Annotated in this window: 20 protein-coding genes; 8 read left to right on the forward strand and 12 right to left on the reverse strand. The window is 62.0% G+C overall.

The annotated features are described in order from the left end of the window. Window positions 1–51: 51 nt before the first annotated feature. From GKIL_RS16525 to GKIL_RS16545, 5 genes are all read right to left on the reverse strand, one after another. The gene (locus tag GKIL_RS16525; RefSeq protein WP_023174922.1) at window positions 52–579 is read right to left on the reverse strand and encodes a DUF2808 domain-containing protein; all 528 of its coding nucleotides are present in this window, start codon (window positions 577–579) and stop codon (window positions 52–54) included. Window positions 580–699: 120 nt separating this feature from the next. Then, a complete protein-coding gene (locus GKIL_RS16530) occupies window positions 700–2,322 on the reverse strand; it encodes a 2-isopropylmalate synthase (RefSeq protein WP_081705285.1) in 1,623 nt (540 codons plus the stop codon). A 272-nt stretch (window positions 2,323–2,594) separates the two neighbouring features. Beyond that, window positions 2,595–3,623 carry an IS110 family RNA-guided transposase gene (locus tag GKIL_RS16535; protein WP_023171280.1) on the reverse strand — a complete coding sequence of 343 codons (1,029 nt, stop codon included), beginning with the start codon at window positions 3,621–3,623 and terminating at the stop codon, window positions 2,595–2,597. Window positions 3,624–3,700: 77 nt separating this feature from the next. Further along, window positions 3,701–6,031 (reverse strand): prolyl oligopeptidase family serine peptidase, encoded by a 2,331-nt coding sequence (locus GKIL_RS16540; protein ID WP_023174924.1) that lies wholly within the window; start codon window positions 6,029–6,031, stop codon window positions 3,701–3,703. Beyond that, window positions 6,028–6,795, reverse strand: coding sequence for a TerC family protein (locus tag GKIL_RS16545; RefSeq protein ID WP_023174925.1), 768 nt, complete (start codon window positions 6,793–6,795; stop codon window positions 6,028–6,030). Before GKIL_RS16545 ends, GKIL_RS16540 begins: the two co-directional genes overlap by 4 nt. A gap of 124 nt (window positions 6,796–6,919) precedes the next feature. Here GKIL_RS16545 and GKIL_RS16550 point away from each other — a divergent pair, with 124 nt between their 5' ends. The 4 genes from GKIL_RS16550 to psb35 all read left to right on the forward strand — a co-directional run bounded on the left by GKIL_RS16550 (window position 6,920) and on the right by psb35 (window position 12,925). Then, entirely contained in the window at window positions 6,920–7,339 is a 420-nt protein-coding gene (locus tag GKIL_RS16550; protein WP_023174926.1) for a secondary thiamine-phosphate synthase enzyme YjbQ, read from the forward strand. 26 nt (window positions 7,340–7,365) lie between these two features. Continuing rightward, a complete protein-coding gene (recD2, locus tag GKIL_RS16555; protein WP_023174927.1) occupies window positions 7,366–9,600 on the forward strand; it encodes an SF1B family DNA helicase RecD2 in 2,235 nt (744 codons plus the stop codon). 137 nt (window positions 9,601–9,737) lie between these two features. Beyond that, entirely contained in the window at window positions 9,738–12,515 is a 2,778-nt protein-coding gene (locus GKIL_RS22900; protein ID WP_023174929.1) for a S8 family serine peptidase, read from the forward strand. Window positions 12,516–12,712: 197 nt separating this feature from the next. Continuing rightward, the gene (psb35, locus tag GKIL_RS16565) at window positions 12,713–12,925 is read left to right on the forward strand and encodes a photosystem II assembly protein Psb35 (RefSeq protein ID WP_023174930.1); all 213 of its coding nucleotides are present in this window, start codon (window positions 12,713–12,715) and stop codon (window positions 12,923–12,925) included. Window positions 12,926–12,995: 70 nt separating this feature from the next. On the opposite strand, the gene GKIL_RS16570 is transcribed toward psb35, so the two are convergent. From GKIL_RS16570 to GKIL_RS22910, 6 genes are all read right to left on the reverse strand, one after another. Next, window positions 12,996–14,396 carry a PP2C family protein-serine/threonine phosphatase gene (locus GKIL_RS16570; protein WP_023174931.1) on the reverse strand — a complete coding sequence of 467 codons (1,401 nt, stop codon included), beginning with the start codon at window positions 14,394–14,396 and terminating at the stop codon, window positions 12,996–12,998. A 111-nt stretch (window positions 14,397–14,507) separates the two neighbouring features. After that, entirely contained in the window at window positions 14,508–17,225 is a 2,718-nt protein-coding gene (locus GKIL_RS22905; protein WP_023174932.1) for a protein kinase domain-containing protein, read from the reverse strand. Continuing rightward, the gene (locus GKIL_RS16580) at window positions 17,215–17,793 is read right to left on the reverse strand and encodes a sigma-70 family RNA polymerase sigma factor (RefSeq protein ID WP_023174933.1); all 579 of its coding nucleotides are present in this window, start codon (window positions 17,791–17,793) and stop codon (window positions 17,215–17,217) included. Before GKIL_RS16580 ends, GKIL_RS22905 begins: the two co-directional genes overlap by 11 nt. A 299-nt stretch (window positions 17,794–18,092) precedes the next feature. Then, window positions 18,093–18,449 carry a hypothetical protein gene (locus GKIL_RS16585; RefSeq protein ID WP_023174934.1) on the reverse strand — a complete coding sequence of 119 codons (357 nt, stop codon included), beginning with the start codon at window positions 18,447–18,449 and terminating at the stop codon, window positions 18,093–18,095. A 69-nt stretch (window positions 18,450–18,518) separates the two neighbouring features. Continuing rightward, window positions 18,519–19,829 (reverse strand): MFS transporter, encoded by a 1,311-nt coding sequence (locus GKIL_RS16590; protein ID WP_023174935.1) that lies wholly within the window; start codon window positions 19,827–19,829, stop codon window positions 18,519–18,521. Window positions 19,830–19,908: 79 nt separating this feature from the next. Continuing rightward, window positions 19,909–21,195, reverse strand: a complete 1,287-nt coding sequence (locus tag GKIL_RS22910; protein WP_144080416.1) for a GGDEF domain-containing protein — start codon at window positions 21,193–21,195, stop codon at window positions 19,909–19,911. 256 nt (window positions 21,196–21,451) lie between these two features. On the opposite strand from GKIL_RS22910, the gene GKIL_RS16600 reads away from it, so the two are divergent. The 4 genes from GKIL_RS16600 to GKIL_RS16615 all read left to right on the forward strand — a co-directional run bounded on the left by GKIL_RS16600 (window position 21,452) and on the right by GKIL_RS16615 (window position 24,572). Next, complete coding sequence (locus GKIL_RS16600; RefSeq protein WP_187293833.1) at window positions 21,452–22,174, forward strand: L,D-transpeptidase family protein; 723 nt, start codon at window positions 21,452–21,454, stop codon at window positions 22,172–22,174. A 41-nt stretch (window positions 22,175–22,215) separates the two neighbouring features. Next, window positions 22,216–22,731 carry a hypothetical protein gene (locus tag GKIL_RS16605; protein ID WP_041244015.1) on the forward strand — a complete coding sequence of 172 codons (516 nt, stop codon included), beginning with the start codon at window positions 22,216–22,218 and terminating at the stop codon, window positions 22,729–22,731. A 123-nt stretch (window positions 22,732–22,854) separates the two neighbouring features. Next, on the forward strand, window positions 22,855–23,685 hold the full coding sequence (locus GKIL_RS16610) for a sigma-70 family RNA polymerase sigma factor (RefSeq protein WP_023174940.1): 831 nt from the start codon (window positions 22,855–22,857) through the stop codon (window positions 23,683–23,685). Then, entirely contained in the window at window positions 23,682–24,572 is an 891-nt protein-coding gene (locus tag GKIL_RS16615; protein WP_023174941.1) for an after-VIT domain-containing protein, read from the forward strand. Before GKIL_RS16610 ends, GKIL_RS16615 begins: the two co-directional genes overlap by 4 nt. Here the strand turns inward: GKIL_RS16615 and GKIL_RS16620 are convergent. Next, window positions 24,569–24,811, reverse strand: a complete 243-nt coding sequence (locus tag GKIL_RS16620) for a hypothetical protein (RefSeq protein WP_041244016.1) — start codon at window positions 24,809–24,811, stop codon at window positions 24,569–24,571. The two genes, GKIL_RS16615 and GKIL_RS16620, sit on opposite strands and share 4 nt — an antisense overlap. Between the last annotated feature and the right edge of the window lie 7 nt (window positions 24,812–24,818).

Consider the following 24,818-nt stretch of genomic DNA (forward strand, 5'->3'; position numbering starts at 1 on the left):
CCCACCTGCGCCGGGCAGGTGAGCGAGCGAGAAGGATATAAGAGCTGGATACTAGCCGCTGCTGCCTGCGCCGCCGACGAAGAACTCGAGTCGGCCAAAGCCCAGAAAATAGCTGAATGGGTTGGTTCCGGCAGGCAGAGCGCGCACCTCAAACAGGTAGGTGCCGCCGCCTTTGGGGTTGCGGATGGGCTCGAACTGCACCGTGACCGTCGAGCCCGGAGCGACCGGTTGCTGGAAGGTAATCAGCAGGCTGCCGTCGCTCTGGGCAGTTGTCTGGGTGGCAAGCCTGGCTCCGGTGGCATCGACTACTGACACCTCACCGGGGTAGGGCGTGTAGATGCCGGCAGGAATGCCAACCGAGAGCGCTCCCAGCGGTTCGCCGCTGTCGGATGGAACACTCACCGTAAAAGAGTAGCGGGCAATCCTGTAGGAAGCGCTGACATTGGTCGTCGTGGCTCCGACGAGTCGCGGTACGACCAGAAAATAGGTCTGACCACCGGCGACGATGGCGTATAGCGGACTGGCGCTCAGTGCAATCAGCGCAAGCGTGCTGAGGCCGAGTGCAACGGACTTTTTCATGCGGATAACTCCAACAATGAAGCGTGGCCCTGATTGTGTGTTTGGATACCAGAGGAACCAATAGTCATAACATTACCATGACCCGTGGTGGATTATCACGGTTCATGAATGCGATGCGCCTCAGAGCTTCTGAGCGGCGGCGTCGGGGCTGCCGAGCACGCCGCCGCTGTGGGTCGGGTGGGCGAGGGCAAAGTGGAGTTTGTTGAGGGCGTTGAGGTAGGCGCGGGTGGAGGCGACGATGATGTCGGTGTTGGCGGCATGGCCGCTGAAGGTGCGCTGCTCGTGGCGCACGCGGATCGTCACCTCGCCCATCGCGTCGATCCCGGCAGTCACCGACTGCACCGAAAATTCGATGAGTTCATTGGGCAGATCGATGATCCGGTTGATCGCCCTGTAGACGGCATCGACGGGGCCGGTTCCGACGGCGGCATCGGTGCGCTCGCTGCCGTCGGCGGTGCTCAGGCGCACGGTGGCAGTGGGTATGCCCAGATCGCCGCAGACTACCTGCACCTGCTCAAGCCGGTAAGCTTCGGGGATAAGCCGGATCTCGTCGCTGATAATCGCCTCGATATCCCAGTCGCTGACGCTCTTTTTTTTGTCCGCCAGTTCTTTGAAGCGCAGGAAGGCGCGGTTGAGGTCGGCCTCACCCAGTTCGTAGCCCAGTTCGCGCAGGCGGGTGCGAAAGGCGTTGCGGCCAGAGTGCTTGCCCAGCACGATCCGGTTTTCGCTCACCCCGACGGTTTCAGCATCCATAATCTCGTAGGTGAGCCGGTTTTTGAGCACGCCGTCCTGGTGGATGCCCGACTCGTGGGCAAAGGCATTTGCCCCGACAATCGCCTTGTTGGGCTGGACGAGCATCCCGGTGAGGTTGGAGACCAGGCGCGAGGTCTTGTAGATCTGGCGGGTGTCGATGGCGGTGAGCGCTTCGCCTTCATCGGCAGGGCGGCCAAAGATCGGATTAAAGAGGTGCCGCCGCACGTGCAGGGCCATGACGATCTCTTCGAGCGAGCAGTTGCCGGCCCGCTCGCCGATGCCGTTGATCGTGCATTCGACCTGGCGCGCCCCGTTCTCGACACCGGCAAGAGAATTGGCTACTGCCAGCCCAAGATCGTTGTGGCAGTGGGTCGAAAGAACGGCTTGCTCGATATTGGGCACGTTCTGGCGAATGCCGTAGATCAAGGCACCAAATTCGAGGGGCGTCAAAAAGCCCACCGTGTCGGGAATATTGATCGTGGTCGCCCCGGCAGCGATTGCTGCTTCGATCACTGTGTAGAGATAGTCCGGGTCGGAGCGCCCAGCGTCCATCGGCGAAAACTGCACGTCCTGAACGAAGCTTTTGGCGTAGGCGACCATCTCAGAAGCGATCGCGAGCACTTCGGAGCGGCTTTTGCGCAACTGGTGCTCCAGGTGAATGTCGGAAGTTGAGATGAACGTGTGGATCCGCTGCCGGGCTGCGGGACGGATCGCCTCGGCTGCCGCCTGGATATCGGCGCGGATCGCCCTGGCGAGGCTGCAGATAATCGGTCCATTGTCGCTACCGACGGTGCGGGCCACCTGGGAGACGGCTTCAAAGTCGCCGGGACTCGCGAAGGCAAAACCGGCCTCGATTATATCGACACCAAGTCGGGCAAGCTGGCGGGCGATCTCCACCTTCTCTTCGGTGTTGAGGGTGGCACCCGGCGACTGCTCGCCGTCGCGCAAAGTGGTGTCAAGGATAATCAGCCGGTTTGGAGCCATTGTCAGTTTCTGGGTAATGAAGACAACGGCATTCTAGCCAAATTCCGCTGGTTGCAGGCTTTTAGATGGGCGAAGTGCGGGAGGTAGGTTTCTGGGGAGTGGTCGCTATCTGATTGCTTTTTTGGGTATTGCTAAAACCGTCCCCACCCCTCCACACCCCCCCTGCCCCCCGCCTCTCCTCCTCCTGCCCCCGAATGGGGGCGTGCCCGCCAGGCCAGAGGAGAAGAGATACGGTATTGAGAGTCAAGCAGCCTCCTCCTTTCTTCTCTTCCTCCGCCCTACTGCAAGCAAACCAACCTGCCGTGCTCTGCATCGAAAGGCGTGTCTGTTTTCACAACCGCCCAGGCAATGTGTAAGAGTTTGCGAGCCGCAGCGCAAAGCGCTACCTTTGCCGGTTTACCGGCTGCTCGTAGCCGCTGGTAAAAGCTTTTAATCTGCTGATTGCAGCGGATCGCACTCAAGCTCGCCATATACAGCGCCGTGCGTAAGCGGGCATTGCCTGCATGGCCGATGCGCTCTGGTCTATGAAGGCTGGTGCCGCTACGGTGGGAGCGGGGAGCGAGACCCGCGTAGGCCACCGCCGCTTCCACCGTTGCACAGCAGCCGAAGTTGAGGGTACTCACCAACACCCACCCAGCGGTGACAGACCCAATGCCTTTGATAGTGCGCAGCTTGGTTGCAGCTTGATGCCAAAGCGAGTCTTGGGCGAGCAGCGCTTCTAGCTGAGCTTCCATCTGCGCAATCTGCTCATCGAAGGTGTGGCTCAACTGCTCCAGACTCGCTTGTACCGCCGCCACCACCAACGGAAATTGCCGCAGAGCGTGCAACTGGTTGTGCAGTTGTTGGCGTTGCTGCAGCAAGGCATCGCGATGCTGCAGGCGCTGTTGGAGTTGGTAATAAATCTCAGGCGGCGGCTGCCAAAGACCAGGTTGCAGGGCGGCAGCGAGTTGGGCAAGCGTCTGGGCATCAAGCGCATCGCTTTTGGAACGCTTGAGCAGTGCCCTGGCAAAGTAATGAGACTGAGCGGGGTTGACCACACTGACGGCAAAACCTTTGAGCGCCAGAAATGTGGCCAGTCGCATCCAGTAGGAGCCTGTGGCTTCGATGACCACTAACACCTCAGCGGCGGTGGGACAGACGGCGAGTAAGCGTTCGGCCAATTGGCAGTGTCCTTCGGGGGTTTGGGGCAGTGTGATGGCAGCGGTAGGCTTTGCGTGGGTGAGCAGCCAGGCGGCAGTGACAGTGAGTGCCGCCACATCAATACCGACAAATAGCTGATAGTCGTTTTGTGAACCGTCTCGCTGCATGAGTGTCTCCAGTTGAAGCTTCAGAGGAGGTAGGCAAGTTCCGCAGGACGGCAAAAGTCTAGCCTCGTGATACGTGGTCAGTGCCACTCGATACGGTTCAGCTTTGCCGGTCCTTGATAGCGGGGGACAATCTCTTCCACGCGGTCAAAGCCGCAAGGGGGGGCACAGTCCTCACCGCTACCTTGGAACCAATAGCAATATACGAGGGGGGGTTCACTGTAACTGGGCTGCGGAGGGGATAAGCGGGGACAATCAGGGAGTCTGGCAGGAGCAGCTGCAAACGGGACGGGTGGTGACAGTGGCAGGCTTGTCATCCTCCCCTCTCCCCTTGTGGGAGAGGGGCCGGGGGTGAGGGGTCCATTTGTAAAAATTGCTGCCAGAAAGGCCCAGCGGTCAGCGGCTTCTTCGATGCGCTTGCTGGTGGGCTTGCCCGCTCCGTGGCCTGCCCTGGTCTCGATGCGAATCAGTACGGGCGCATCGCCTGATTGGGCAGCCTGCAGGGCGGCGGCGAACTTGAAGCTGTGGGCGGGTACTACCCGATCGTCGTGGTCCGCTGTCGTGATCAAAGTGGCCGGGTAGGGAGTGCCGGGTTTGAGGTTGTGCAGCGGCGAATAGGCGTAGAGGGCACGAAATTGTTCCGGGTCGTCTGAGCTGCCATAGTCCGATACCCAGGCCCAGCCGATCGTGAACTTTTGAAAGCGCAGCATGTCGAGCACGCCCACCGCCGGAAGGGCAGCGGCAAAAAGTTCGGGCCGCTGGGTGAGGACTGCGCCCACGAGCAGGCCGCCATTGCTGCCGCCGCCGATGGCGAGCTGTTCGCTGCGGGTGTAGCCCTGGGAGATCAGGTACTCGGCAGCGGCGATAAAGTCGTCGAAGACGTTTTGTTTGTCGAGGACGGTACCCGCCTGGTGCCACTCTTCGCCGTACTCGCCGCCGCCGCGCAGGTTGGGCACCGCGTAAAGTCCGCCCAGTTCAAGCCAGGTAAGGATGCTCGGAGAAAATTCTGGCGTGAGCGAGACGTTGAAGCCGCCGTAGCCGTAGAGGTAAGTGGGGTTGTTGCCGTCGCGGGGCGCATTCTTTTTGCCGGTGATAAACATCGGCACGCGGGTGCCGTCCTTGCTCGTGTAAAAGACCTGCTCGGTGAAGAAGTCTTCTGGCTTGAAATCGACCGTGGGCTGAAAAAGAACCGTGCTCGTGTCGCTCGCCAGATCGTAGCGGTAGATGGTCGTGGGCGTCGTAAAGCTTGTGAAGGCAAAAAACGTCTCGCCGGTGCTGCGCCTGCCCCCAAAGCCACTGGCGCTACCGATCCCCGGCAGGTTCACCGCTTCGAGAAACTGGCCTGAAAGATCAAAGATGCGAATCTCGGTACGGGCGTCTTTGAGATAGGCGGCAAAGAAGCGCTCACCGAGCAGGCTCACCCCCTGGAGGGTGTCGGTGCTCTCGGGGATCACCGGTTGCAGGGCAAGGGGCTTCGTCGTATCGATGGCCACCACCCGGCCACGGGGCGCGTCCCGATCGCTCATCAGCCAGAAGAGGGGACCCTCGTTGGCAATGAACGCATACGCAGCGTCCGCCTCAGGGAGTAATTCGACTATGGGCGCGTCTGGGTCGCTCAGATCCTTGTAGAACAGGCGGTTTTTGGTATCGGTGCCCTGGGAGACAGTAATGATGAGATAGCGGCCATCCTCGCTCACCTCGCCCTGAAAGCCCCATTCTTTTTGATCTGTGCGCTCGTAGACGAGCAGATCTTGCTCCTGATCGGTGCCCAGGCGGTGGAAGTAGAGTTTCTGGAAGTAGTTGACCTCTTGAAACAGCGCGCTCGGGTCCGGCTCGTCGTAGCGGCTGTAGAAAAAACCGCTGCCATCTTTGCTCCAGGCAGCACTCGAAAATTTGACCCAGCGCACGACATCGGGTAGGTCCGCTCCTGTCTCGACATCGCGCACCTGCCACTGCTGCCAGTCGGAACCGGAGGCGCTCGTGCCATAGGCAAGTTTGAGGCCGTCGTCGCTCAGGGCAAGTCCTGAGAGGGCAATCGTACCGTCCTCGCTCAGAGTATTCGGATCGAGCAGTACCGCCGGTTCGCTCTCCAGATCGGTCGCGGTGTAAAGGACGCTCTGATTTTGGAGGCCCGAATTTTTGAAAAGAAAGTAGCGGTTGCCTTCTTTGAAGGGAATGCCGTAGCGCTCGTAGTCCCACAGCTGCTCCAGCCGCTTTTTGATCGCCTCGCGCCCGGCTATTGCTTCTAAAAAATCGAACGTCACCGCGTTCTGGGCCGCCACCCACTCCCGCGTCTCGGGCGAATCGGGATCTTCAAGCCAGCGGTACGGATCGGCCACCAGCGTGCCGTGGTAGTCGTCCACCTGCTCGACGCGGCGGGTTTTTGGGTAAGACAGGGTAAATCGTTTCATGGACGCAGCGAAATTTCCTCTTCTACCTCAAGCTTTTTTTTGGAGAAGCCCCAGCCGAAGATTGTGGCGACGACGCCCAGGACAAGCCACTCCGGTGTCTCAAAACTGTGATCGACAAGCTCGAAGACGACTTCGGTGAGCATCTTGAGGCCGACGAAACCCACTGCCAGAAAGGCGGCTGCCTCCAGGCGCACGTAGACATCGATGAGTTTGATGAAGATCTCGGCGATGTAGCGCATCGTGACGATCCCGAGGATGCCGCCCACGATCACCACCCAGGCTTTGTTGCTGAAGGCGACCGCCGCTGTGATCGAATCGACGGAGAAGGCAATGTCGGTGAGTTCGACCAGCACGATCACCCGCCAGAAGGGCGAGAGCCGTCCCAGGGTGCCGCGCACCAGTGGGTGGCTCATCAGCACCTTCTCGTCTTCACAGCCCTCTTCATTGTCCTGGCCCTTCAAAAAATGGCTGAGAGCGAGGTAGATGAGGTAGAGCGCTCCGGCCAGCTTTAAGGCCCAGTTGTGGATGAGCCAGGCAGCAAACAGGACGGCGAAAAAACGCAGGACAAATGCACCAATGATCCCGTAGCGCAGCGAGCGGCGGCGCTGTTCTTTGGTGGGCAGTGAGCGGGTAAGGGCAGCGAGGACGGCGGCATTGTCAGCACTCAGGGCACCTTCGACGAAGACCAGGGCAAGGATGATCGCAAAATCCCAGGGCTCGACCCCCATGTGCATGCCCAGGCTTCGATAAAGGTTTTCCCACATCAGCGCTTCCCTCGGCCTCCCACCGGAGATATCTCGAAATAAAATGGTCTACATCAATTATCCGCAGGAACGCCTTCCTGAGACATCGACCGTAGGCCCAATAATCTGAGCATAGCCTCATCAGATGATCTATCACCAGCAAGTTCTAAAAGTGCCGACGGGCCGCCAGTCCCTCTATGCGATCACCGGGGCGGTGGCAGCCATCGTTGCCGAGGCGGGAATAGAGACTGGTCTTTGTACATTGTTCTTGCGGCATACCTCTGCCAGCCTGCTCATTCAAGAAAACGCCGATCCCGACGTGCTGGCCGACCTTGAGACGTTTTTTTCGCGCCTGGTACCGGAGGACCGCCGCGCCTACCGCCACGGTGCGGAGGGACTCGACGACATGCCCGCCCACATTCGGACTGCCCTCACCCACACCAGCGAGAACATCCCAATCGCCGCCGGTCAGCTGGTACTGGGCACCTGGCAGGGTATTTACCTCTGGGAGCACCGCCGTCAGGGGCACCAGCGGGAGGTGGTGGTCCATGTCGCGGGCACTTAGCGGACGCATGTCCTCAAGCAGGTAAGATGGAGGACATGGGCCTGGCGATGCAGCGGACGATCGATGGACTGGCCGAACCGGAGCGCCACGAGACGCTCGCGGGCGTTGTCGAGCGCGTCACCTTTCACAACGCCCAGAACGGCTATACGATTGCGCGGGTGGCTGTCCGGGGCCACAGTGATCTGGTGACGGTGGCAGGTAACTTTGCCCAGTTGCAGCCGGGCCAGACGATGCAGTTCTGGGGTTTCTGGAAAGATCATCCCCAGTACGGGCCGCAGTTTCAGGCTCACCGCCACGAGGAGACCCGGCCCGCCACTCTGGCCGGGCTCGAAAAGTATCTTGGCTCCGGGCTGATTCGTGGTGTGGGACCGGTGACAGCTCGCCGCATCGTCGCCCACTTTGGCCTGCAGACGCTCGACATCATCGAGACCGCCTGCGGGCGACTCATCGAGGTGCCGGGCGTCGGTGCCCATCGCGTGCGCCTCATTCAGGCGGCCTGGGAAGAACAAAAGGCGATCAAAGACGTAATGCTCTTTTTGCAGTCGCACCAGGTCAATACCCAGCACGCCGTCAAGATCTACAAGACCTACGGCGACGAGGCGATCGAAAGGGTGCAGAGCAATCCCTACCAGCTTGCCCAGGACATCTGGGGCATCGGTTTTCGCACCGCCGATCAGATTGCCCAGAACCTGGGGATTGCCGCCGACAGCGACGAGCGGCTGCGGGCGGGGTTGCTCTTTGCGCTGATTACGGCCACCGAAGAAGGCCACTGCTATCTGCCTTTGGCCGAGATGTTGCAGCAGGCGATTGCCCTGTTGCGGCTGGAGGAGCAGGAAGACGCTCTCACGCCGCGCTTAGTCGAGATTGCCCGCTCCCTGGTGCGCGAGGGGGCAATCAAGGCGGAGCGGCTCGAAGACGGCACAGGTGAGGCGCAGATCGCCTGTTTTCAGCCCTCGCTTTACCAGTGCGAAGTGGGACTGGTGCGGCGGTTGCAAAACTGGCCGATGCCCTCCGGGATCGATCTGCCCCGCGTCGAATCGTGGATCGAGCGCTACATGCAGCACCACGATCTGCGCCTCTCCGACGAGCAGCGCCGGGCGATCGTGCTTGCTGCCCAGCAGCCGGTGACGGTACTGACCGGCGGCCCCGGCACCGGCAAGACCCTCTCGACGCGGGCGATCACGGCTCTATGGCGGGCGATGGGCAAGCGGGTGCTATTGGCCTCACCGACGGGCCGGGCTGCCCAGCGGCTGGCGGAGGTGACGGGACACGAGGCAAAGACGATCCACCGCCTGCTCGAATTCGATCCGGCGACGATGGGCTTTAAGCGCAACGCCGACAATCCGCTGCCCGCCGACGCTTTTGTAATCGACGAAGCGTCGATGATCGACGTGGTGCTCGCCCACAACCTGTTCAAGGCCATTCCCGAACAGGCCCAGGTGTTGCTGGTGGGCGATCAAGACCAGCTCCCCAGCGTCGGTCCCGGCAACGTGCTGGGCGATCTGGTGCGCTCACCGCAGATTCCTACTGCCCGCCTCACCCAGGTCTTTCGCCAGGCGGCGGCGAGCCGAATTATCACCAACGCCCACCGAATCAACAGCGGCCAGATGCCCGACCTTGAGGGCGCAGGAACCGATTGTCTGTTTATCGAGGCCACAGAACCGGCTCAAGTCGTCGAGTGTATCCGCGAATTCGTCACCTGCGAGCTGCCCCGCCTGGGCTTTCAGCCGCTCACCGATGCCCAGGTGCTCTGTCCGATGAACCGGGGCACCGTCGGAGCCAATCACCTCAACACTGTCCTGCAGCAGGCGCTCAATCCGCCCCTGCCCACCACCCAGCAGTTCGATCGAGGCAGGCGACTGTTTCGCGTCGGTGACCGGGTGATCCAGTTGCGCAACAACTACGACCTCGGCGTCTTCAACGGCGACCTGGGTACGATCGCCGGGATCGACTTTGAAAATCAAAAACTGCAGGTGCAATTTTTTGAGCGCACCGTTCCCTACGACTTCGCCGACATAAACGAACTGTCCCTTGCCTACGCGATCAGTATTCATCGCTCCCAGGGCAGCGAGTACCCGGTGGGCATTCTGCCGATGCACACCCAGCACTTCCCGATGCTCTCGCGCAACTTGCTTTACACCGGTCTGACCCGAGCGCGCAAACTGGCGGTTCTGGTCGGCACCCGCAAAGCGATTGCGATCGCCGTGCGCGAGGTCAAGGCGATGCAGCGCTATACCCGTCTGGCAGAACGGCTGGGCTAGAGTCCGCCGCCCGGATTGCTTTTGTAGTGACGCAGCTACGGCGTAAAGTTCGAGTTTGCTGACAATGGGCTTGTCTGCAACTCTCTTGAAACTCTATAATCCGGCGGTCCGTAGCACGACTCACTGGATTCGCAGCGATGAACAAAAGTATTCTGCCTGCTCGCCTCCACACCCCGGCTTGCATTCTCTCTCTGCTGGCGCTTAGCCTCAGCCTCTCTCCCGCCGTTCTGGCCCGTCCCGATGTGCCTGCCAACCTCGGCAACGGCCTGGCTTCGCTGGTGCGTCAGGCGAATGCCAACGGCGGCACGCTCAACCGCAGCGCCCTGCGCCCCGGCATCGACAACTCCCGCATCGCCGTCTTCGACAGTCAGAACCGCGTGCTCGTCCAGATCTTGCTGAGCGGCAGAAAGCCCCTCCAGGACGTTCAGCGCACCCTCCAGACGCGCAAGGAGTTTCAAGCGCTGCGCATCGGCGCTGTGAGCGACCGCTACCGCAAGGGCGTGATCGAAGCTTACGTGCCCCTTGAGAAGGTGGCGCAACTGGCCCGGCTGCCGGAGGTGGCTGCCGTTCATCTTTCGCCAAAACCGTTCACCAATGTCGGTCTTACCACCAGCCAGGGCGTGGTGCAGCACAGAGTCGATCAACTGCCCGCCGGCAGCGACGGCACCGGCATCACCGTCGCCGCCCTCTCCGACAGCTACGACACCGCCACCCAGACGCTCTCTGGCCAGCCTTTGACGATTCATGCCGCCGAGGACATCGCCTCGGGGGACCTGCCCGGTCCCGGCAACCCCCTGGGCAACACCCAGCCGGTGGTGGTGATTCAAGACGGCACCGGTTTCGACGAAGGGCGGGCAATGCTGCAGATCATCCACGATCTGGCTCCCAAGGCAAAGCTCTGCAACGCCACTGCCGACGGAGGCCAGACCAACTTTGCCAACAACATCCGGGCACTGGCAGACCCGAACGGCCCCTGCAAGGCGAACGTGATCGTCGATGACATCTATTACCTCGATGAGCCGATGTTCGCCGACGGCATCGTCTCTCAAGCAGTCGATGAAGTGGCCGCCCAGGGTGTGAGCTACTTTTCCTCGGCGGGCAACTATCCGTCGTACACTGCCTACGCTTCCCAGGTCCGGATTGTGCCGGGCGATGCGTCGTCGCTGACAGGCACTAACATTAAGCTCACCGGCGTCGATCCTGCCCTTTACGCTGGCGGCTTCCACAACTTCAAAGCCAGCGGACTCGATATCGCTCAGACCATCTCGATTAGCAGCAGCGGCGGCACCCTCGTCTTCCAGTGGGACGACCCCTACGACACCGTCCCTCCCCAACTGGGCGCAACCCTTCTTGATACCTCCGGCACCATCACTGCCGCTCAGCCGGTTGCCAGTTTTCCCCTGACTGCTACGGCAGGGCAAGGCGTCTCGATCACTGCCGACGGCGTGCCCACCGGCAGTGTGGACCTGGTGCTGACGATCATCGACCCGAGCGGCAACACGGTTACCTCCATCGACACCGGCACCAGCCCCGAGACGTTCACAGGCATCTTGCCCGTCAGCGGCACCTACACCATCCAGGTCTCAGGCTTCCAGGGTGCGACAGGTCCCTTTACGCTGGTGGCGAACGAGGCGATTGGTCTCAAGCCCGTCACCTCCGACTTCAACTTGCTCTTCTTCGATTCTCAGGGCAACTTTGTCGGAGCACAGGCGGACAACAACATCGTCAACCTGCGGCCCATCGAGATCGCGAGTATCAGCGGATTGACGTCGCTGCAGTTGGTGATTGCGCGGGCGAACACGCCAGCTGCCACCCCCACTCCGGCGAGCAAGTTGCGCTACGTGTGGTTTACTTCCGGTGCGCCTCAGGAGTACTACTCCTATCACTACCCGACCGTTTACGGCCACAACACGGCCAAAGGGGCAAGTAGCACGGCAGCCTACGGAGTGTTCACCCCCTACATCCCGGAGAGCTTTACCTCACCAGGACCGTCAATCATCTACTTCGACCCGAGCGGCAACCGCCTGCCCAGGCCGGAGATTCGCCAGAAGCCCGACATCGCCGCAGCGGACAACGTGAACACGACGTTCTTCGGCTTCGACGACACCCGCGACCCGGACACCTTCCCCAACTTCAGCGGTACGAGTGCCGCTGCCCCCCACGCCGCTGCCATCGCTGCGCTGTTGTTGCAAAAGAATGGTGGTCCCACCTCCCTCACTCCTACCCAGGTGCGTTCCATCCTCAAAAAGAGTCCCTTCTTGCACGACCTGGACCCGTACTTTGCTTCCGGCAAGTTGACGGTGGATGGTACCCGCGTCTTCATCAACGTCGCCGCCGACGCCAATTCCACTTCCCAGTTCGATACCCGCGTCTTCCGCGTCGCCGTCGGTGGCACGGGCAGCGTGAGTTCTATCCTCTTTGACGGCACCAATGGCAACCCGACTGAAATAGTACCCGGCATCGCCTTCGATCAGCGCAGCGGTAATCCCGCCCCCGGTTTCCCATTCACGGTCGGCATCACCCAGGGTCTGTCTGCTTCCGACATTGCCGGTGTGCTGGGTCCGACGGCTCCGCCCCCGGCGGTGGCCGGCCAGTCCAACACGCTGACGGTGAGCATCACTCCCGGTGTCTTTACCAAGGGCAAGCTCTTTACTTTTGGTATCGACCGCGACGAGCAGCAGACGGCCTTTGTGCCGCCTTCGACCGCCGGGGGCAACTCGGCGGACCTGTTCGGTTCGGGGGTGTTGATTCCCCAGGGGACGATTGCCACCGGAGGAGTGAGCTTTACGGTGACGACCGGCAGCGGTCAGACGGGAACGGGTACCTTTGTCAACAATATCGGTTCAGGCTATACGAGTCTGGACGGCTACGGCTTCATCAACGCCGAGAACGCCCTCAACCAGCTCAAACCCTGAGGCAGGGCCAGAGTACGCACCTGCTCCACTGCGGACAACACCGACCCGCCCCCACTGGCCGCCAGCCAGCCAGTGGGAAGCGCGGTTGCAGATGCAGTTCTCTTTCTGGGGAGAGAAGGCCAGGTATATCACGGGGTGGATGAACCCTGACCACCCTTATCGGTAGGCTGGAAGCACCTAAGACGGAATTGGGTGTTATGGGAAGTTTACCGATCATTTTGCTGATTATTGGTTTTGTGGCTGCCATTACCTTTGGGTCGGTCGCCTGGTACAACTCCAAGCGCCCCCCCGGCTGGGAGCGGGCCAAAAAGCCCGAGGTCGTGCCGGATCTGACGCCCGAACAAAAGCGCTGGCCAAATACCCCCAACGAATCAGATGCCGGCAGCCCCGAGAATGTGATTCGCGAGTAATCGAGCCTTTCTTCCTCAACTGGTCTTCCACTTGATCGACTGGCGGTTCCTGGTATCAGGAGCCGCTTTTTTATTTGTCGCTTTGGCCCTGGTAATGCAGCAGGACGAAAGTGATGTTGTCGTGTCCCATCTTCTGGAGTGCCAGCTTGATCAGGTTCTCTGCGGCGGTCTGCAGGTTCTGTTTTTCGAGTAGAGGCAGCAGGAGTGTCTGCCAGTGGCGCTCGATGAAGTCGTAATCGGACAGCCCATCGCTGCAGAGCAAAATCAGGCAATCCTCCGGCAGCAAAAAAGTCTGCACCATCGGTTGCAGATGAATCGGGGGAATGACGCCGAGAGCCTGGGTCAACTGGCCGCAGCCTTTTGTCTGCTGCAGCGTCTGGCGAGTGACGCGGGCAGAGCTTACCTCGCGGTTGAGCAGATCGTCATCGACGCTGATCTGCTGGCAGTGGTGGCGGTCGATGAGATAGATGCGGCTGTCGCCAATGTTGAGCAGGTGCAGGAGCGGCCCACTCATCAGGCAGGCAACGGCGGTCGTGCCCATCTGCCGGTGTTCGCGGCGGCCCTGGCGCTGGTTGATTGCCCAGATGCGCTGGTGGGCTCGAAAGGCAATCTGCTTCAATTCCTGCCGGACCTCGGTCGCTTCGAGGTTCTGGCATTGATAGCTCAAGCAGAGCAGATCCTGCTTCAAAGCAGAGAGGGCAAGGGAGCTGGCGACCCTGCCGCCCTCATGACCCCCCATGCCGTCGCAGACGACGGCGTAGCGGCCCTGGGGCTCATGGTCGAAGCAATCCTCGTTGTAGATGCGTTCGCCAGGATGGGTGAGGCCAAAGACCGCCTGCACCTTCGCCGAGGGAGCGCAAACAGCGGCCAGTTGTTCGAGGGCGGCGAGCAGATCGGCGGCAGCCTCGATCTGGCCTGCGCTCACCGCCTCGAAGATGGTTTGAAGCTGGGGAGCAAGGGGCTCAAGCTGCCGCCAGCACTTCACCAGATCTGTCAGTTTCAGCTCAGGGGAATCGGGCTTGAGATAAAAAAATCGCACCTGCCAGCCCAGCACCCCGATGTTGTCGAGCGACAACAAAGAAGCTGCCACCTGCTGCCGATAACACGGCTCCCAGAGCCGTACCAGTTGCATCAGCCAGCCGAGCTGTTGCAGGAGATCCGCTGCAGCCCACGCCTGCTGCAGAGTGGGCCAGGGCGTACCGTCACTGGTGAGAGGAACGTTGTCAAGAAGAATACAGGGGGTGGCCTGCCGGGCGGAGGGAAGTTGGGCGAGCACCTCCGGCACTGCCCAACGGCAGGCGTTCAACCGCTGGTATGGTTCGCACTCAGCAATGAGATGAGCGAGGGTCGGTGCCGGTGGTTGCTCCGGCTGCAGATCTTGAACGACCCAGGGCGAGGTGCTGAGAATCTGATAGCGAGCGCTGGCGGGCGCAGTGAGAGACCGGCAATCGCCAGTCGCAAGATAGTACATCGTTTCTATGGACCTTCGTTGAGAAGAAAACCGGACGGCAGCAGGGCAGGGCCGTCTGATCGCGTCTATAGATAAAAGCGAAATTGCTCCCCCAAGTAGCTCACCAGATCGTTAACGGGCTGTGCCCAGCTGGACCAGAGCTGCGTCGCAGGCGGCAATCTGGGCACTCAGATCGTTGATCTCACTGGCCTCGTAGTCGTAGTAGCCATAGGTGCTGGGGATAGGGAGTGTGTTCAGCATCTGCCGGCTACGCTCGAACCAGGAGCGGGCCTGCTGCCAGGCAGCGATCCGCTCTAAAGTAGCCGTCTTCTGGTTGCTGCCCAGGCGAGTGTAAGCGCGGGCGAGCTTTGCCCAGACATGGCTGAGGTCGCGATCGACCTGGAGGTTGGCCGGATCTTGAAAGGAAAGGCTGAGATAGAGTTCCTGGGCCCGGCGGAAGCTGGCGAGAGCAGAAGTCATCTCACCAGTCTGAGCAGATAGCGTACCGGAGCGAACATGGCTGCTGGCCAGGTCGTAGCGGTTCCAGGCATTGACAGGATCTTGCACCGTCAGCGCCTCGAACTGGGCAAGCGCCTGACGGTAGTTTTGTTGAGCGAGAGCGAGGTTGTGGTTCGCCGCCAGCCGATCGCCCAGGTTGAGATAGGCAGCCGCCAGATCGTGGCGGCCACCGGCGTTGAGGGGGTCCGCCTTTGCCAGAGCCTGGACAGTCGCCAGAGCCCTGCGGGCCGACTGGAGAGCCTGAGGCGCTTTGCCGGTGGCCTGCAGCATCTCGGCTACGCGGCTGCGGGCGTCTTCGAGGTCGCGCCGAAAGGCGGTGTTGGCAGGTGCTTGAGCGGCAATGCGCTCGAAGATGGCCAGCTCCTGGCGGTACTGCTGCAGGGCTCGAACGGTGTCGCCGCTCGCTTTGAGCATGTCGCCCAGTTTTTCGTGGCCAATCCCCAGCTTGTGCCTGGCCTCAAGGTCGCTCGGGTCCGCTGCTGCCAGCGCCTCGCGGATGGCCAGCGCCCGGCGATAACTCACCAAAGCCCCGACCTGATCGCCCAGGTTGTTGTGAAAGTTGGGATTACCCAGGGTATCGCCGATGCGCTGGTGGGCGATGGCAAGCTTCTGGCGGGCCGGTACATCTATCGGCTTCGCCGCCTGGACCAGTGCTTTTGCGGTGCGGTAGCGGGCGAGGGCTCCCGCCGTATCGCCGCTCACCGCCAGCAGATCGCCCATGGCGATGTCGCTCGTCACCAGGTCGAGGCGGAGTTTTGGATTGTTCGGATCTTTGCTCGTCAGCGCCTCACGCATCGCGAGCGCCCGCTTCTGGCTGCGCTCTGCTCCAGCCACATTGCCGAGATTGGCGTAGTAGCGGTTCCACTGGATAGTGCCGATGCGGTTGTAGGCGGTGGCCAGCTCCTGCTGCAGGGCCGGGTTGTCCCCCGATTCTTGATCGAGGCTGTCGAGATAGTCGAGCGCCTTTTTGACCAGCAATTGCCGGGCTGGAGTGGAGCCGGGCAGTGTCTCGATTGCATCGTGAATCTCGAACATGAACGAGTTGGCCAGCTGGCGCACGTCGTTGAAGCGGCGCTCGGCGCGCTGGGCCTGCCAGCTCGTCGCTGCGATCCCCCCCACCAGCAGGGCGACGATCAAAGCGCCCACGGCGACCCCCGCCCGGTTGCGCTGAATAAATTTGGCGCTGCGGTAGGTGAGGGTGTCGCGGCGGGCCAGCACGGGCCGTCCGACGAGATGGCGGTCGATATCTTCGCTGAACTGCTCGACTGAGGCGTAGCGCCGCCGGGGCTCCTTGCGCATCGCCATCAATGCGATCGTGTCGAGGTCGCCCACCAGAGCGCGGCGCAACCGCTCAAGCTGACCGGCGCGATTTTTGCTGAGCGGTTTGGTGGCAGTCGCGGCGGCGGATTCTTCGCGCCGAAAGATGGCGAGGCTGGGCCGCTCGGGCTCCTCCTCGCAGATCGTGCGCACGAGTTCCTGGGGCAGGGTGTTTTTGAGGCGGTAGGGCCAGTGACCGGTCAACAGCTCGTAGAGGACGACGCCCAGGGAGTACACGTCGCTGGCGGTAGTGATCGCCTCGGCGCGCAACTGCTCGGGGCTGGAGTAACCGGGGGTCATCATCCCCATCGCTGTCACCGTCGGATCGATGGGCTGGGCGAATAGCTCCGGGTTGAGGAGCTTGGCGATGCCAAAGTCGAGCAATTTGGGCACACCTTCGCCCGTGACCAGGATGTTGGCGGGCTTGAGGTCGCGGTGAACGACAAGATTCTGGTGGGCGTAGTGGACCGCCGAGCAGACGGTGCGAAAAAGCTGCAGCCGCTCGCGGATGCTCAGGTTATTTTGATCGCAGTAGACATCGATCGGCACGCCCTCGATGTACTCCATCACAAAGTAGGGCAACCCCGACTCGGTTGTGCCGCCGTCGATCAACCTGGCGATGTTCGGATGGTCGAGACGCGCCAGGATCTGGCGCTCGCTTAAAAAGCGCCGGACAATCGCCTCGCTTTCCATGCCGCTTTTGATGAGCTTGATTGCCACCTGCTGCTCGTACTGCTCGTCGGCGCGCACCGCCAGATAGACGGCGCTCATACCGCCCTGGCCCAGTTCACCCACGACCTGATAGGCACCGATGCGGCGGCCAACCATCGAAAAAGCGGGGGTTTCAAGCCACTCCCCCGCCTGCAGATGCCAGCTTAAAAGCGATTCGACCTCCTGGCGCACCGCCGGATCCGGGCTGCAGGCTGCCGCCAAGAAGCGCTCGCGCTCCTCGGTGGGCTGCTCCAGAACCTGGGCGAACAGGTCGTTGACCTGCTGCCACACTTCAGGAGTCATTGCTCGCTTCACTCATCCAGCGGTACAACCAGGCGCGGGCCACGCTCCAGTGCCGCTTGACCGTCGCAGGCGAGATCGCAAGCGCCTCCGCCGTCTGCTCGATCGTCAGACCGCCAAAATAGCGCAACTCGACAATCTGGCTCTGCTGGGGGTCGATCGTCTCCAGCACAGCCAGCGCTTCATCGAGGGCCACCAGTTCCTCGTCGCGCTCGGGCGAGGACAGCTCTGCCACCTTCTCAAGCGACACCTTGACAGCGCCGCCGCCCCGCTTGGCAGCGTTGCGCCTGCGGGCGTGCTCGATCAAGATCCGCCGCATCGAGCGGGCGGCGATCGCCAGAAAGTGTGACCGGCTGCTCCAGGGCACCTCACTCTGGCTCAAAAGGCGCAGGTAGGCTTCGTTGACCAGAGCCGTCGCCTGCAGCGTGTGGCCGCCGCGCTCGCTGCGCAGGCTGCGTTCTGCCAGGCTATGCAGTTCGCGGTAGATGAGTGGGGTCAGTTGGGCAAGGGCCTGCTCATCACCGTTTCGCCAGTCGAGGAGCAACTGGGTGACATTTGCCGGAGAGTGCATGCTGAGCCTCTTGAAATCACCAAAAAAACTTCACTGCGTGCAGGGTTTATCCAGGGGCAGAACATTTTTATAGGCCGCATTCGCAGGTTTATGCAGGGGCGGACCGACGAAGGAGAAAGGATGCAGGCAGGTGCTGGGCGGCTGCGATGAGATACTGCTGCTCGAAGCTTTTTGCCGCCAGAGTGAAATGCTTACTTGATAGAAGCAGATCCTGGATCTCTATCTGAAATCTTAGCGGTTGGGTGAGCCTTTTTCGCCCAGCTTTACGCTTCTTATGCGCTCGTTGACAGCACCACCGGCTAAGGTACCCGGATATTCGCCTCGCCGGGCAGGGTGAGAGGAGGAATGGCCGTCGTGGAATTAAAGAGCGCCTCGGCGGTGCAGAGACGGTCGAGCACTTCCTGGGCATCGATCAGGCGCTTGAGGACGACCTGACCGAAGCCTTTGGCGCTGCCGTCGCTGGGAAAGGGTTTGACCTCGACCATCACGACCGCTTCTTCGACCCTGTAGAGCCAGAAGGCTTCACCGTTCTCGACGATGCCCATCTCGATGCGCTCGATGCCCGGCTTGCGGCGCTGCACCTGTTCGTTCCAGATTCCCGAGGTGTCCCACACCCGTGCAATCTTCCAGCCCTCGGTCAAAAAGAAGTATTTCATTACCCGGCTCTGACTCGCTCTCTCCCATGCCAACTTTACCGCCTGAGCTGCTGAGATTCGCGCTTTTTATCAATCAGCCAGCGCCTGCCCCCGCGTCTCGATCACCAGCGGAATGAAAAGCAACCCGGCGATCGGCACGAAGCCAACCCAGAAGAGGGTTCCAAGCGCACTCTGCAGGCTGTTGGTCCCCTGACCGGCCACATAGCCCACCAGAAACGGTCCACCGGCGGCGACGATCCGCCCGATGTTGTAGCAAAAACCGGCTCCGGTGGCCCGCAGGCGGGTGGGAAACAACTCCGGCAGATAGTAAGTAAAGCTGCCGAAGATGCCAAAGACCGTGAGGCCAATCGGAAAATACAGATAAAGCCGCACCGTCGGCGGCAGTTCGAGGCCGAAGGTCAACAGCAAAGCAGCAGCGGAGAGGATGAAGTAGAGCGAGAACATGCTCCTGCGCCCCAGGTACTTGGCTGCCGGGATCGTAAAGAGCGTGCCCAGAAGCCCACCGACGTTAAAACTGTTGGAAGCGGTCGCCTTCCAGCTTTCGATGAGCGCCTGGGTTTCCGGTTTGGCCAGATTCTGGGCTGCCGCCTCAGCACCGGCCAGGCCGGAGGCGACGAGCGGGATAAACGCAGAGGAACTCCACCAGGTAATCAGGGCGGTAACTGCCATGAGAAATCCACTCAAGGTAAAAGGCAGGTAGCGCGGTTCAAAAAGTTCGGCAATTGCCGGTGGTTTTTGCCGGGCACTGACGTTCTGCCAGCGCTCAGGCTCTTTGACGAACACCCGCACAAAAAGCGCCGCCGCCGCCGGGATCAATCCGCACAAAAAGACGTAGCGCCAGCTGGTTTCAGGGCTGGACTTCAAAAAAACGCCCGCCACCTGCAGATTTAAGAACGTGGCCAATAGCAGCCCGGCTGGGGCAGCGGTGTAGAGCAGGGCACCGGCCTCGACGCGCTTGTCGTCGGGGACCACCTCCGCCACCATCGTCGCTCCCGCTGCCCATTCGCCGCCGATCCCAAAGCTCGCCACCGCCCGGCAGAGCGCCAGAACCCAGATATTGGGCGCAGCGGCACAACTGGCGGTACCGAGCGCGTAGAGGATGATCGTCAGAAGCAGTGTTCTGGTGCGGCCAATCTGATCGGCGAGTTTGCCAAAGAGGATGCCGCCCACAGCCCAGCCCACCAGCAGCACCGAGGTGAGAATGCCCGTCCAAAGAAGCGTCGCCTCCTTGGCAGCCGGGGTGCCGATGGTGAGCCCCAGGAGCGTCGGCACGCAGTTGGGCGCGACAAAGTTAAACAACAGACCGTCGAAGATATCGAAGCCCCAGCCGAGCCAGGCGGCGAGCAGAACGGTCCACTGGTAGCGGTTGAGCGAGAGCATGGGCGTACCGAAGCTTTTGGATGAGCAGTATAAAGTACCTCGATACTGATGGCGAGGGCGCAGGGCGAAACGGCGCGCTTCAGACAGCGCTGTCGCGTGTTGCTGACAGGGTTGTGGCCGGATTGATAGCGGCGATGACGCGGTTGCGTCCCTGGTGCTTTGCCTCGTAGAGCGCTCTGTCGGCGGCGAGCAGAACCGACTGCGCCAGGGTCTGGGGCTGTTCGAGCGCGGCCACGCCCACCGAGACCGTCACCGGAGCGATGGGCCAGCCGCCGTATTCCAGCTCCAGGCGTTCGATCTGAGAGCGGATCTGATCGGCGCGCTGCACTGCTGTAGGTAGATCCGTTCCCGGCAGCAAGAGCACGAACTCTTCACCCCCGAAACGGCAGACAATATCACCGCTGCGGGTGGCGCGCTGCAGGCAGCGGCCCACCTGGCGCAGCACCGCATCTCCGGCGTCGTGGCCGTAGGTGTCGTTGCAGCGCTTGAAGTGGTCCACATCCAAAATCAGCACAGCAAGGGGTTCGCCGCTTTTTTGAGCACACTCTGCCAGGCTCCCGAGCGCTTCGTCGAAGTAGCGGCGGTTGTGCAGGCCCGTGAGCGGATCGCGCACCGACTGCAGGCGCAGCGCCTCGCGCAACTGCAGGTTCGCCAGCGCCAAAGCCAGGTGATCGGCGACGATCGCCGCCAACCGTTGCTTGGCAGCGTAAAGGCTGCCGGGCTGCTGCTCCTGCAGGCTCAACATGCCCTTTGGCTCACCCAGCACGAGCAGGGGGAGCGTGATGCGCTTTGTGTACCTCGTCGTCCCCCCCTCGTCCCCTCCCCAGGAGAGCACCGGCTCAGGGGCGCTGTGGGGATCACCGCTCAGCAGGAGAACTCCAGTCACCCCCTCGAACATCACCGGCAGCGTCGCAGAGACAGCGGCCCGAAAAGCGGACCCCCCGTTCGAGCAGACCTGCAGCATCTGGCACAGTTCGCTCAACGCCGTCAGCTCCCGAGCGCGCTCGCTGAGCTGGTTGACCTGCAGGCGCAACTGTTCGACCTCGCTGCGCAGTTTCATCTCGGCACAGTGGCGGGCGGTGCTCTCCTCCAGGTAGTAGCGAAAGCGCCTTGCACCGATGGGGCAGATCGTCACCGTCAGCCAGCGCTCCTCCTGGGCAAAAGGATGGAGCATCTCAAAGCGCACCGGGCAACCGTGGACCTCGCTGCGCCGGCACTGGGAGAGCCAGCGGCTGATCACCGCCCTCGGCAACCCGATATCGCTTGCAAGTTGTCCCTGTAAATTTATTTCCGTCAGTCCAAGTAAGCGGAGGGCGGCGCTGCTGGTTCGCCTGAGACGAAAATTTTGATCGAGTCTTTCGATCACTCCCGTCGCTGCCGCAGGCTCCGTCAGCGCTGATCTGTTTTTCGATAACAGGCGCACCAGGGTACGCTCGAACTTCTCTGGACGCATAACCCCCATTGCACAGGCTCCAGTGACTGTAATAGTGACTAGACATGTACCAGCAATGTATCCCGGTGCTGGCCGGGGCGATACTATCCAGAGAAGCTGTCCAACTGGATATCCACTGTAGCTGCCACCGGGACTGCTAGAGTGAACGGCGGCTGCACACGAGGTAAAGGTGAAGCAGATCTGGCTTTTGTTGGCTTTTCTTGCTGGTCTGCCTGTTATGGCGAACGCTGGTCCGATTCCTGAGACGACAAGCCAGATGATCCTGGTCACGAGCGGCGATTGGCCTGCGATTGCCGGTCGGCTGCAGCGCTACAGCCGCGTCAGCGGCAGCTGGCAGCCGGTCGGAGAAGCCTGGCCGGTGGTGCTCGGGCGCAGCGGGCTGGGCTGGGGAGCCGGCCTTGCTCCGCCCGGCGAGGGTCCGCGCAAGCGCGAGGGCGATGGCCGCTCCCCGGCGGGCGTCTATCGGCTGGGCAAAGCCTACGGCTACAGCGACCTGCCGCCCACAGGCACAGCGCTGGCTTACCGGTCTCTGGGTGAGGCCGATCGCTGCGTCGATGATCCGAAGGCTGCCGAGTACAACCGCGTCGTCACGATTGGCCCGGACCTGCCCGCCCGCTGGTCCTCCGCCGAGGTGATGCGCCGGACGGACGAACTGTACCGCTGGGTGATCGTCGTGGGTCACAACAGCGACCCGCCCCAGCCCGGCGGCGGCAGTTGCATCTTTTTGCACGTCTGGGCCGGGGCCACCTCGCCCACCGCCGGCTGCACGGCGATGCCCCGCGAGCGCATCGAGGCGTTGCTGGGCTGGCTGCGCCCTGAGGCAGAGCCCGTGCTCGTCCAGCTTCCTGTGGCCAGCTACCAGGCGCTGCGCAAGCCCTGGGGGCTGCCCTGACGGATACCCGGCTAGACTCGATGGAGCAATGGAACGAGGCGATGCCGACAGAAGCGATCAGTTTTGCCCAGGCGATCGAGCGGACGACGGCCCTGCTCGACGAACAGGCTGCCGGTCAACGGGATGCAGAAAAGTTGTACCGGGCGGTGGCGGATCTGGTGGCGACAGCCAACGGGGCGCGGGGCTTTTTTGTGACGTTTCTTTCTGGCGAGTGGCCAATCGCCGATGCCCTGCCCGATGGACTGGTTGAAGCCCTGCGCACCGCACCGGCGGTGGTCGCCCCGCTGATGACCAAAAATCTCGCGATGTCCACGGCGATGATCTGGGCGCACCGGCAGAACGGCGACGCCGAAGCCGCTTCCGGCTCCGAGCAGGTGGCCCGGCGCAGCGCCGCCCTCATCGCCAGGCTCCAGCTGCCGCAGATCGAGCGCGAGATAGCTGAATTAAAAAGAGCGCTGACGGACGGACAGGGCGATTATGCGGCCTTTCTCGACCGCTGGGGGTACACGGAGGCGCAACGCGCCGCAATTAAAGAAGCGATCGAACCGTTTGGTTAGCTTGGGCAAGCTGCATCGCTCTCGTTCTTCAGGGCTATAAATACTGAGCGGCCCGGTCAATCCGTTAGATTATGGGGACAGGGCTCCGCGTTTGTACTCATCGTGGTCAGGAAAACCTAAGCGATGTTCAATAATCTTTTCCCTTCCCAACGCTCGCGCCCGGCTGAAACGACCGCTGAGGCGCTCCAACAGCTCGCCGTCGTCCTGCAGCCGGTGTTGCGCGCACGCGAGCAGGTCTTAAGCGATCCCGCTTTGCCGCCTAGTGCAAAGGAGCAGAGGCTCAGGCAACTTGCCCGCGAGGCGCGCAGCGGAGGACTTCAAGACTTCAACGCGCTGTTGGAGCGGGTCTGTCGCAGTTACTGCCGCCGCTACGAGACCCCCGCCCGCTTTGAAGTCGATGATTTTGTGACCGAAGTGATCTCCCTTACCTACTCGCAGCTCGCCCTCTTTGATCCCCAGGTGGCCCGCTTTTCGACCTGGTTCAGCTCCTGCATCCTCCCCAGGGTCTACAGCGACATGCAGCGGCGGATCAACCCTTCCTGGGGCCGCCCGCAGCCAAAGACGACCCAGGGCAACCTGGCCCGCCAGGAAGTGCTCAACATCGTGCGCAATCTCTCGCTCGATCAGCCCACCGAGGCAAACCGGCCCCTGGGCGAGGTGGTAGCCGACCGGGCCGCTCCGGTCGAAACCCAACTGCTCGAAGCCCAGTGCCAGGAGTATTTTTTAGAGGCGGTGGGACGGCTGGCCGAAGGGGAGCAGTGGCTTTTGCGGCGGGTGTACGTTCTGCAGGAACCCCAAAAAGACATCGCCGCCTCGTTGGGGATCACACCGGCAGCGATCTCGATTCGGTTCAAAAAAATCTATCGCCGCCTGGCCGAATTGTTGGGCGAATCCTTCGACTCGGAGTGCGGTGAGACCCAGTTTTGTGAAGCGCTGCGCAGGAGCGAGCCATGAGCGATCCCGACCGCCTCGAACGCGCCCTGCCGGATCTGCTTCGCCGCTCCGGCTGGAACGCCCCGCAAGCGGGCGACCCGCCCTCGCTGCCGCCGGAGGAGCTGGCCCGCTGGGAGGGGCTGCTGGCTGAGCCGCCTGCTCCCATCCGCAACGAAAACAATCTGCGCCGCTTTCCGATTGGTCCCATCGGTGCGACGGGACTGGTCGCCGCTGCTCTGGTGCTGGCGGTGGGCCTGAACGCTTATCTGCAGCACGGCAGTCTCACAGGCTTGATCCCCGCGCCTACCAACCAGACGCTCTCCAACCCGGCCCGCCCGCAGGCAGCCAGACCCGCTGCCCCCAAACCGCCGGCGGTGGCCCAGGCTCCAAAGAGCGAGCCGCGTCCCCCCAGCCGCGCTCCTGCTACAAAAACAGTCCCTGCTCCTGCTCCACCGGTCCCCTCCCAGGCGGGCCGCAGCGAGGAAGCTGCGCCACTGCGCGAGGATCGCGAGCGCTCCACGGCCCCCAGATCTGACACAAGCGCCGGAACAGCGGCAGAAAGTGCCGCCCCTGCCGGTGGTGCGGCCCCCGGCGTACCGGCGATGGCCACCCGTTCCGCCCTGCCGGTTGTGCGACTGATAAACACGACCGGCCTCGATGCGGGAGCGGTAGCCTCGCTCAATCAGGTACTCGACAACACGCCCCTCCCCGCTGAAAGCCAGGGTGCTGTCGCCTTTGAAGCGGATATCGAGCGGGGCAGAGTCCGTCAACTGCGGCTGGTCGAAGAAAATACCACCCTCAAAGCAGATGCAGCGATCGACGCGCTGCGCCGTAGCCTGGTGAGCTGGACCGTACCCGGCGAGCCCACTGCCCACGCTCAGATCACGCTGGAAGTCGAACAGCCCTAGGCGGTGGCCTGCCGCCAGGCGGCCCAGGTTTCTTTCGAGCCAAAGCGGCGCGACAGACCAGAGAGCACCGCGTCACCGAAGCCGCTGTGCTCGCCGTCCTCGGCGATGTCGAGGCGGCAGTGCTCGCAGGCAGCGAGCAGGGCGACAGTCTCGTGCAGATCGCCGCTGCTGGTGGCCTGGCAAAAAGGACAGGTGACGATCACATCCTCGGTCTGGTAGCGCTCGGGCTCTTCTTCCATACTCTGC

The organism is Gloeobacter kilaueensis JS1, from assembly GCF_000484535.1.
Taxonomy (GTDB): Bacteria; Cyanobacteriota; Cyanobacteriia; order Gloeobacterales; family Gloeobacteraceae; genus Gloeobacter; species Gloeobacter kilaueensis.

Bases quoted from the DNA above. Each gene is read 5' to 3' on its own strand.
- GKIL_RS16525 (WP_023174922.1), bottom strand. From the start codon at position 579: ATGAAAAAGTCCGTTGCACTCGGCCTCAGCACGCTTGCGCTGATTGCA.
- GKIL_RS16535 (WP_023171280.1), bottom strand. From the start codon at position 3,623: ATGCAGCGAGACGGTTCACAAAACGACTATCAGCTATTTGTCGGTATT.
- GKIL_RS16540 (WP_023174924.1), bottom strand. From the start codon at position 6,031: ATGAAACGATTTACCCTGTCTTACCCAAAAACCCGCCGCGTCGAGCAG.
- GKIL_RS16545 (WP_023174925.1), bottom strand. From the start codon at position 6,795: ATGTGGGAAAACCTTTATCGAAGCCTGGGCATGCACATGGGGGTCGAG.
- GKIL_RS16550 (WP_023174926.1), top strand. From the start codon at position 6,920: ATGATCTATCACCAGCAAGTTCTAAAAGTGCCGACGGGCCGCCAGTCC.
- recD2 (WP_023174927.1), top strand. From the start codon at position 7,366: ATGGAGGACATGGGCCTGGCGATGCAGCGGACGATCGATGGACTGGCC.
- GKIL_RS22900 (WP_023174929.1), top strand. From the start codon at position 9,738: ATGAACAAAAGTATTCTGCCTGCTCGCCTCCACACCCCGGCTTGCATT.
- psb35 (WP_023174930.1), top strand. From the start codon at position 12,713: ATGGGAAGTTTACCGATCATTTTGCTGATTATTGGTTTTGTGGCTGCC.
- GKIL_RS16570 (WP_023174931.1), bottom strand. From the start codon at position 14,396: ATGTACTATCTTGCGACTGGCGATTGCCGGTCTCTCACTGCGCCCGCC.
- GKIL_RS22905 (WP_023174932.1), bottom strand. From the start codon at position 17,225: ATGACTCCTGAAGTGTGGCAGCAGGTCAACGACCTGTTCGCCCAGGTT.
- GKIL_RS16580 (WP_023174933.1), bottom strand. From the start codon at position 17,793: ATGCACTCTCCGGCAAATGTCACCCAGTTGCTCCTCGACTGGCGAAAC.
- GKIL_RS16585 (WP_023174934.1), bottom strand. From the start codon at position 18,449: ATGAAATACTTCTTTTTGACCGAGGGCTGGAAGATTGCACGGGTGTGG.
- GKIL_RS16590 (WP_023174935.1), bottom strand. From the start codon at position 19,829: ATGCTCTCGCTCAACCGCTACCAGTGGACCGTTCTGCTCGCCGCCTGG.
- GKIL_RS16605 (WP_041244015.1), top strand. From the start codon at position 22,216: ATGCCGACAGAAGCGATCAGTTTTGCCCAGGCGATCGAGCGGACGACG.
- GKIL_RS16610 (WP_023174940.1), top strand. From the start codon at position 22,855: ATGTTCAATAATCTTTTCCCTTCCCAACGCTCGCGCCCGGCTGAAACG.
- GKIL_RS16615 (WP_023174941.1), top strand. From the start codon at position 23,682: ATGAGCGATCCCGACCGCCTCGAACGCGCCCTGCCGGATCTGCTTCGC.
- GKIL_RS16620 (WP_041244016.1), bottom strand. From the start codon at position 24,811: ATGGAAGAAGAGCCCGAGCGCTACCAGACCGAGGATGTGATCGTCACC.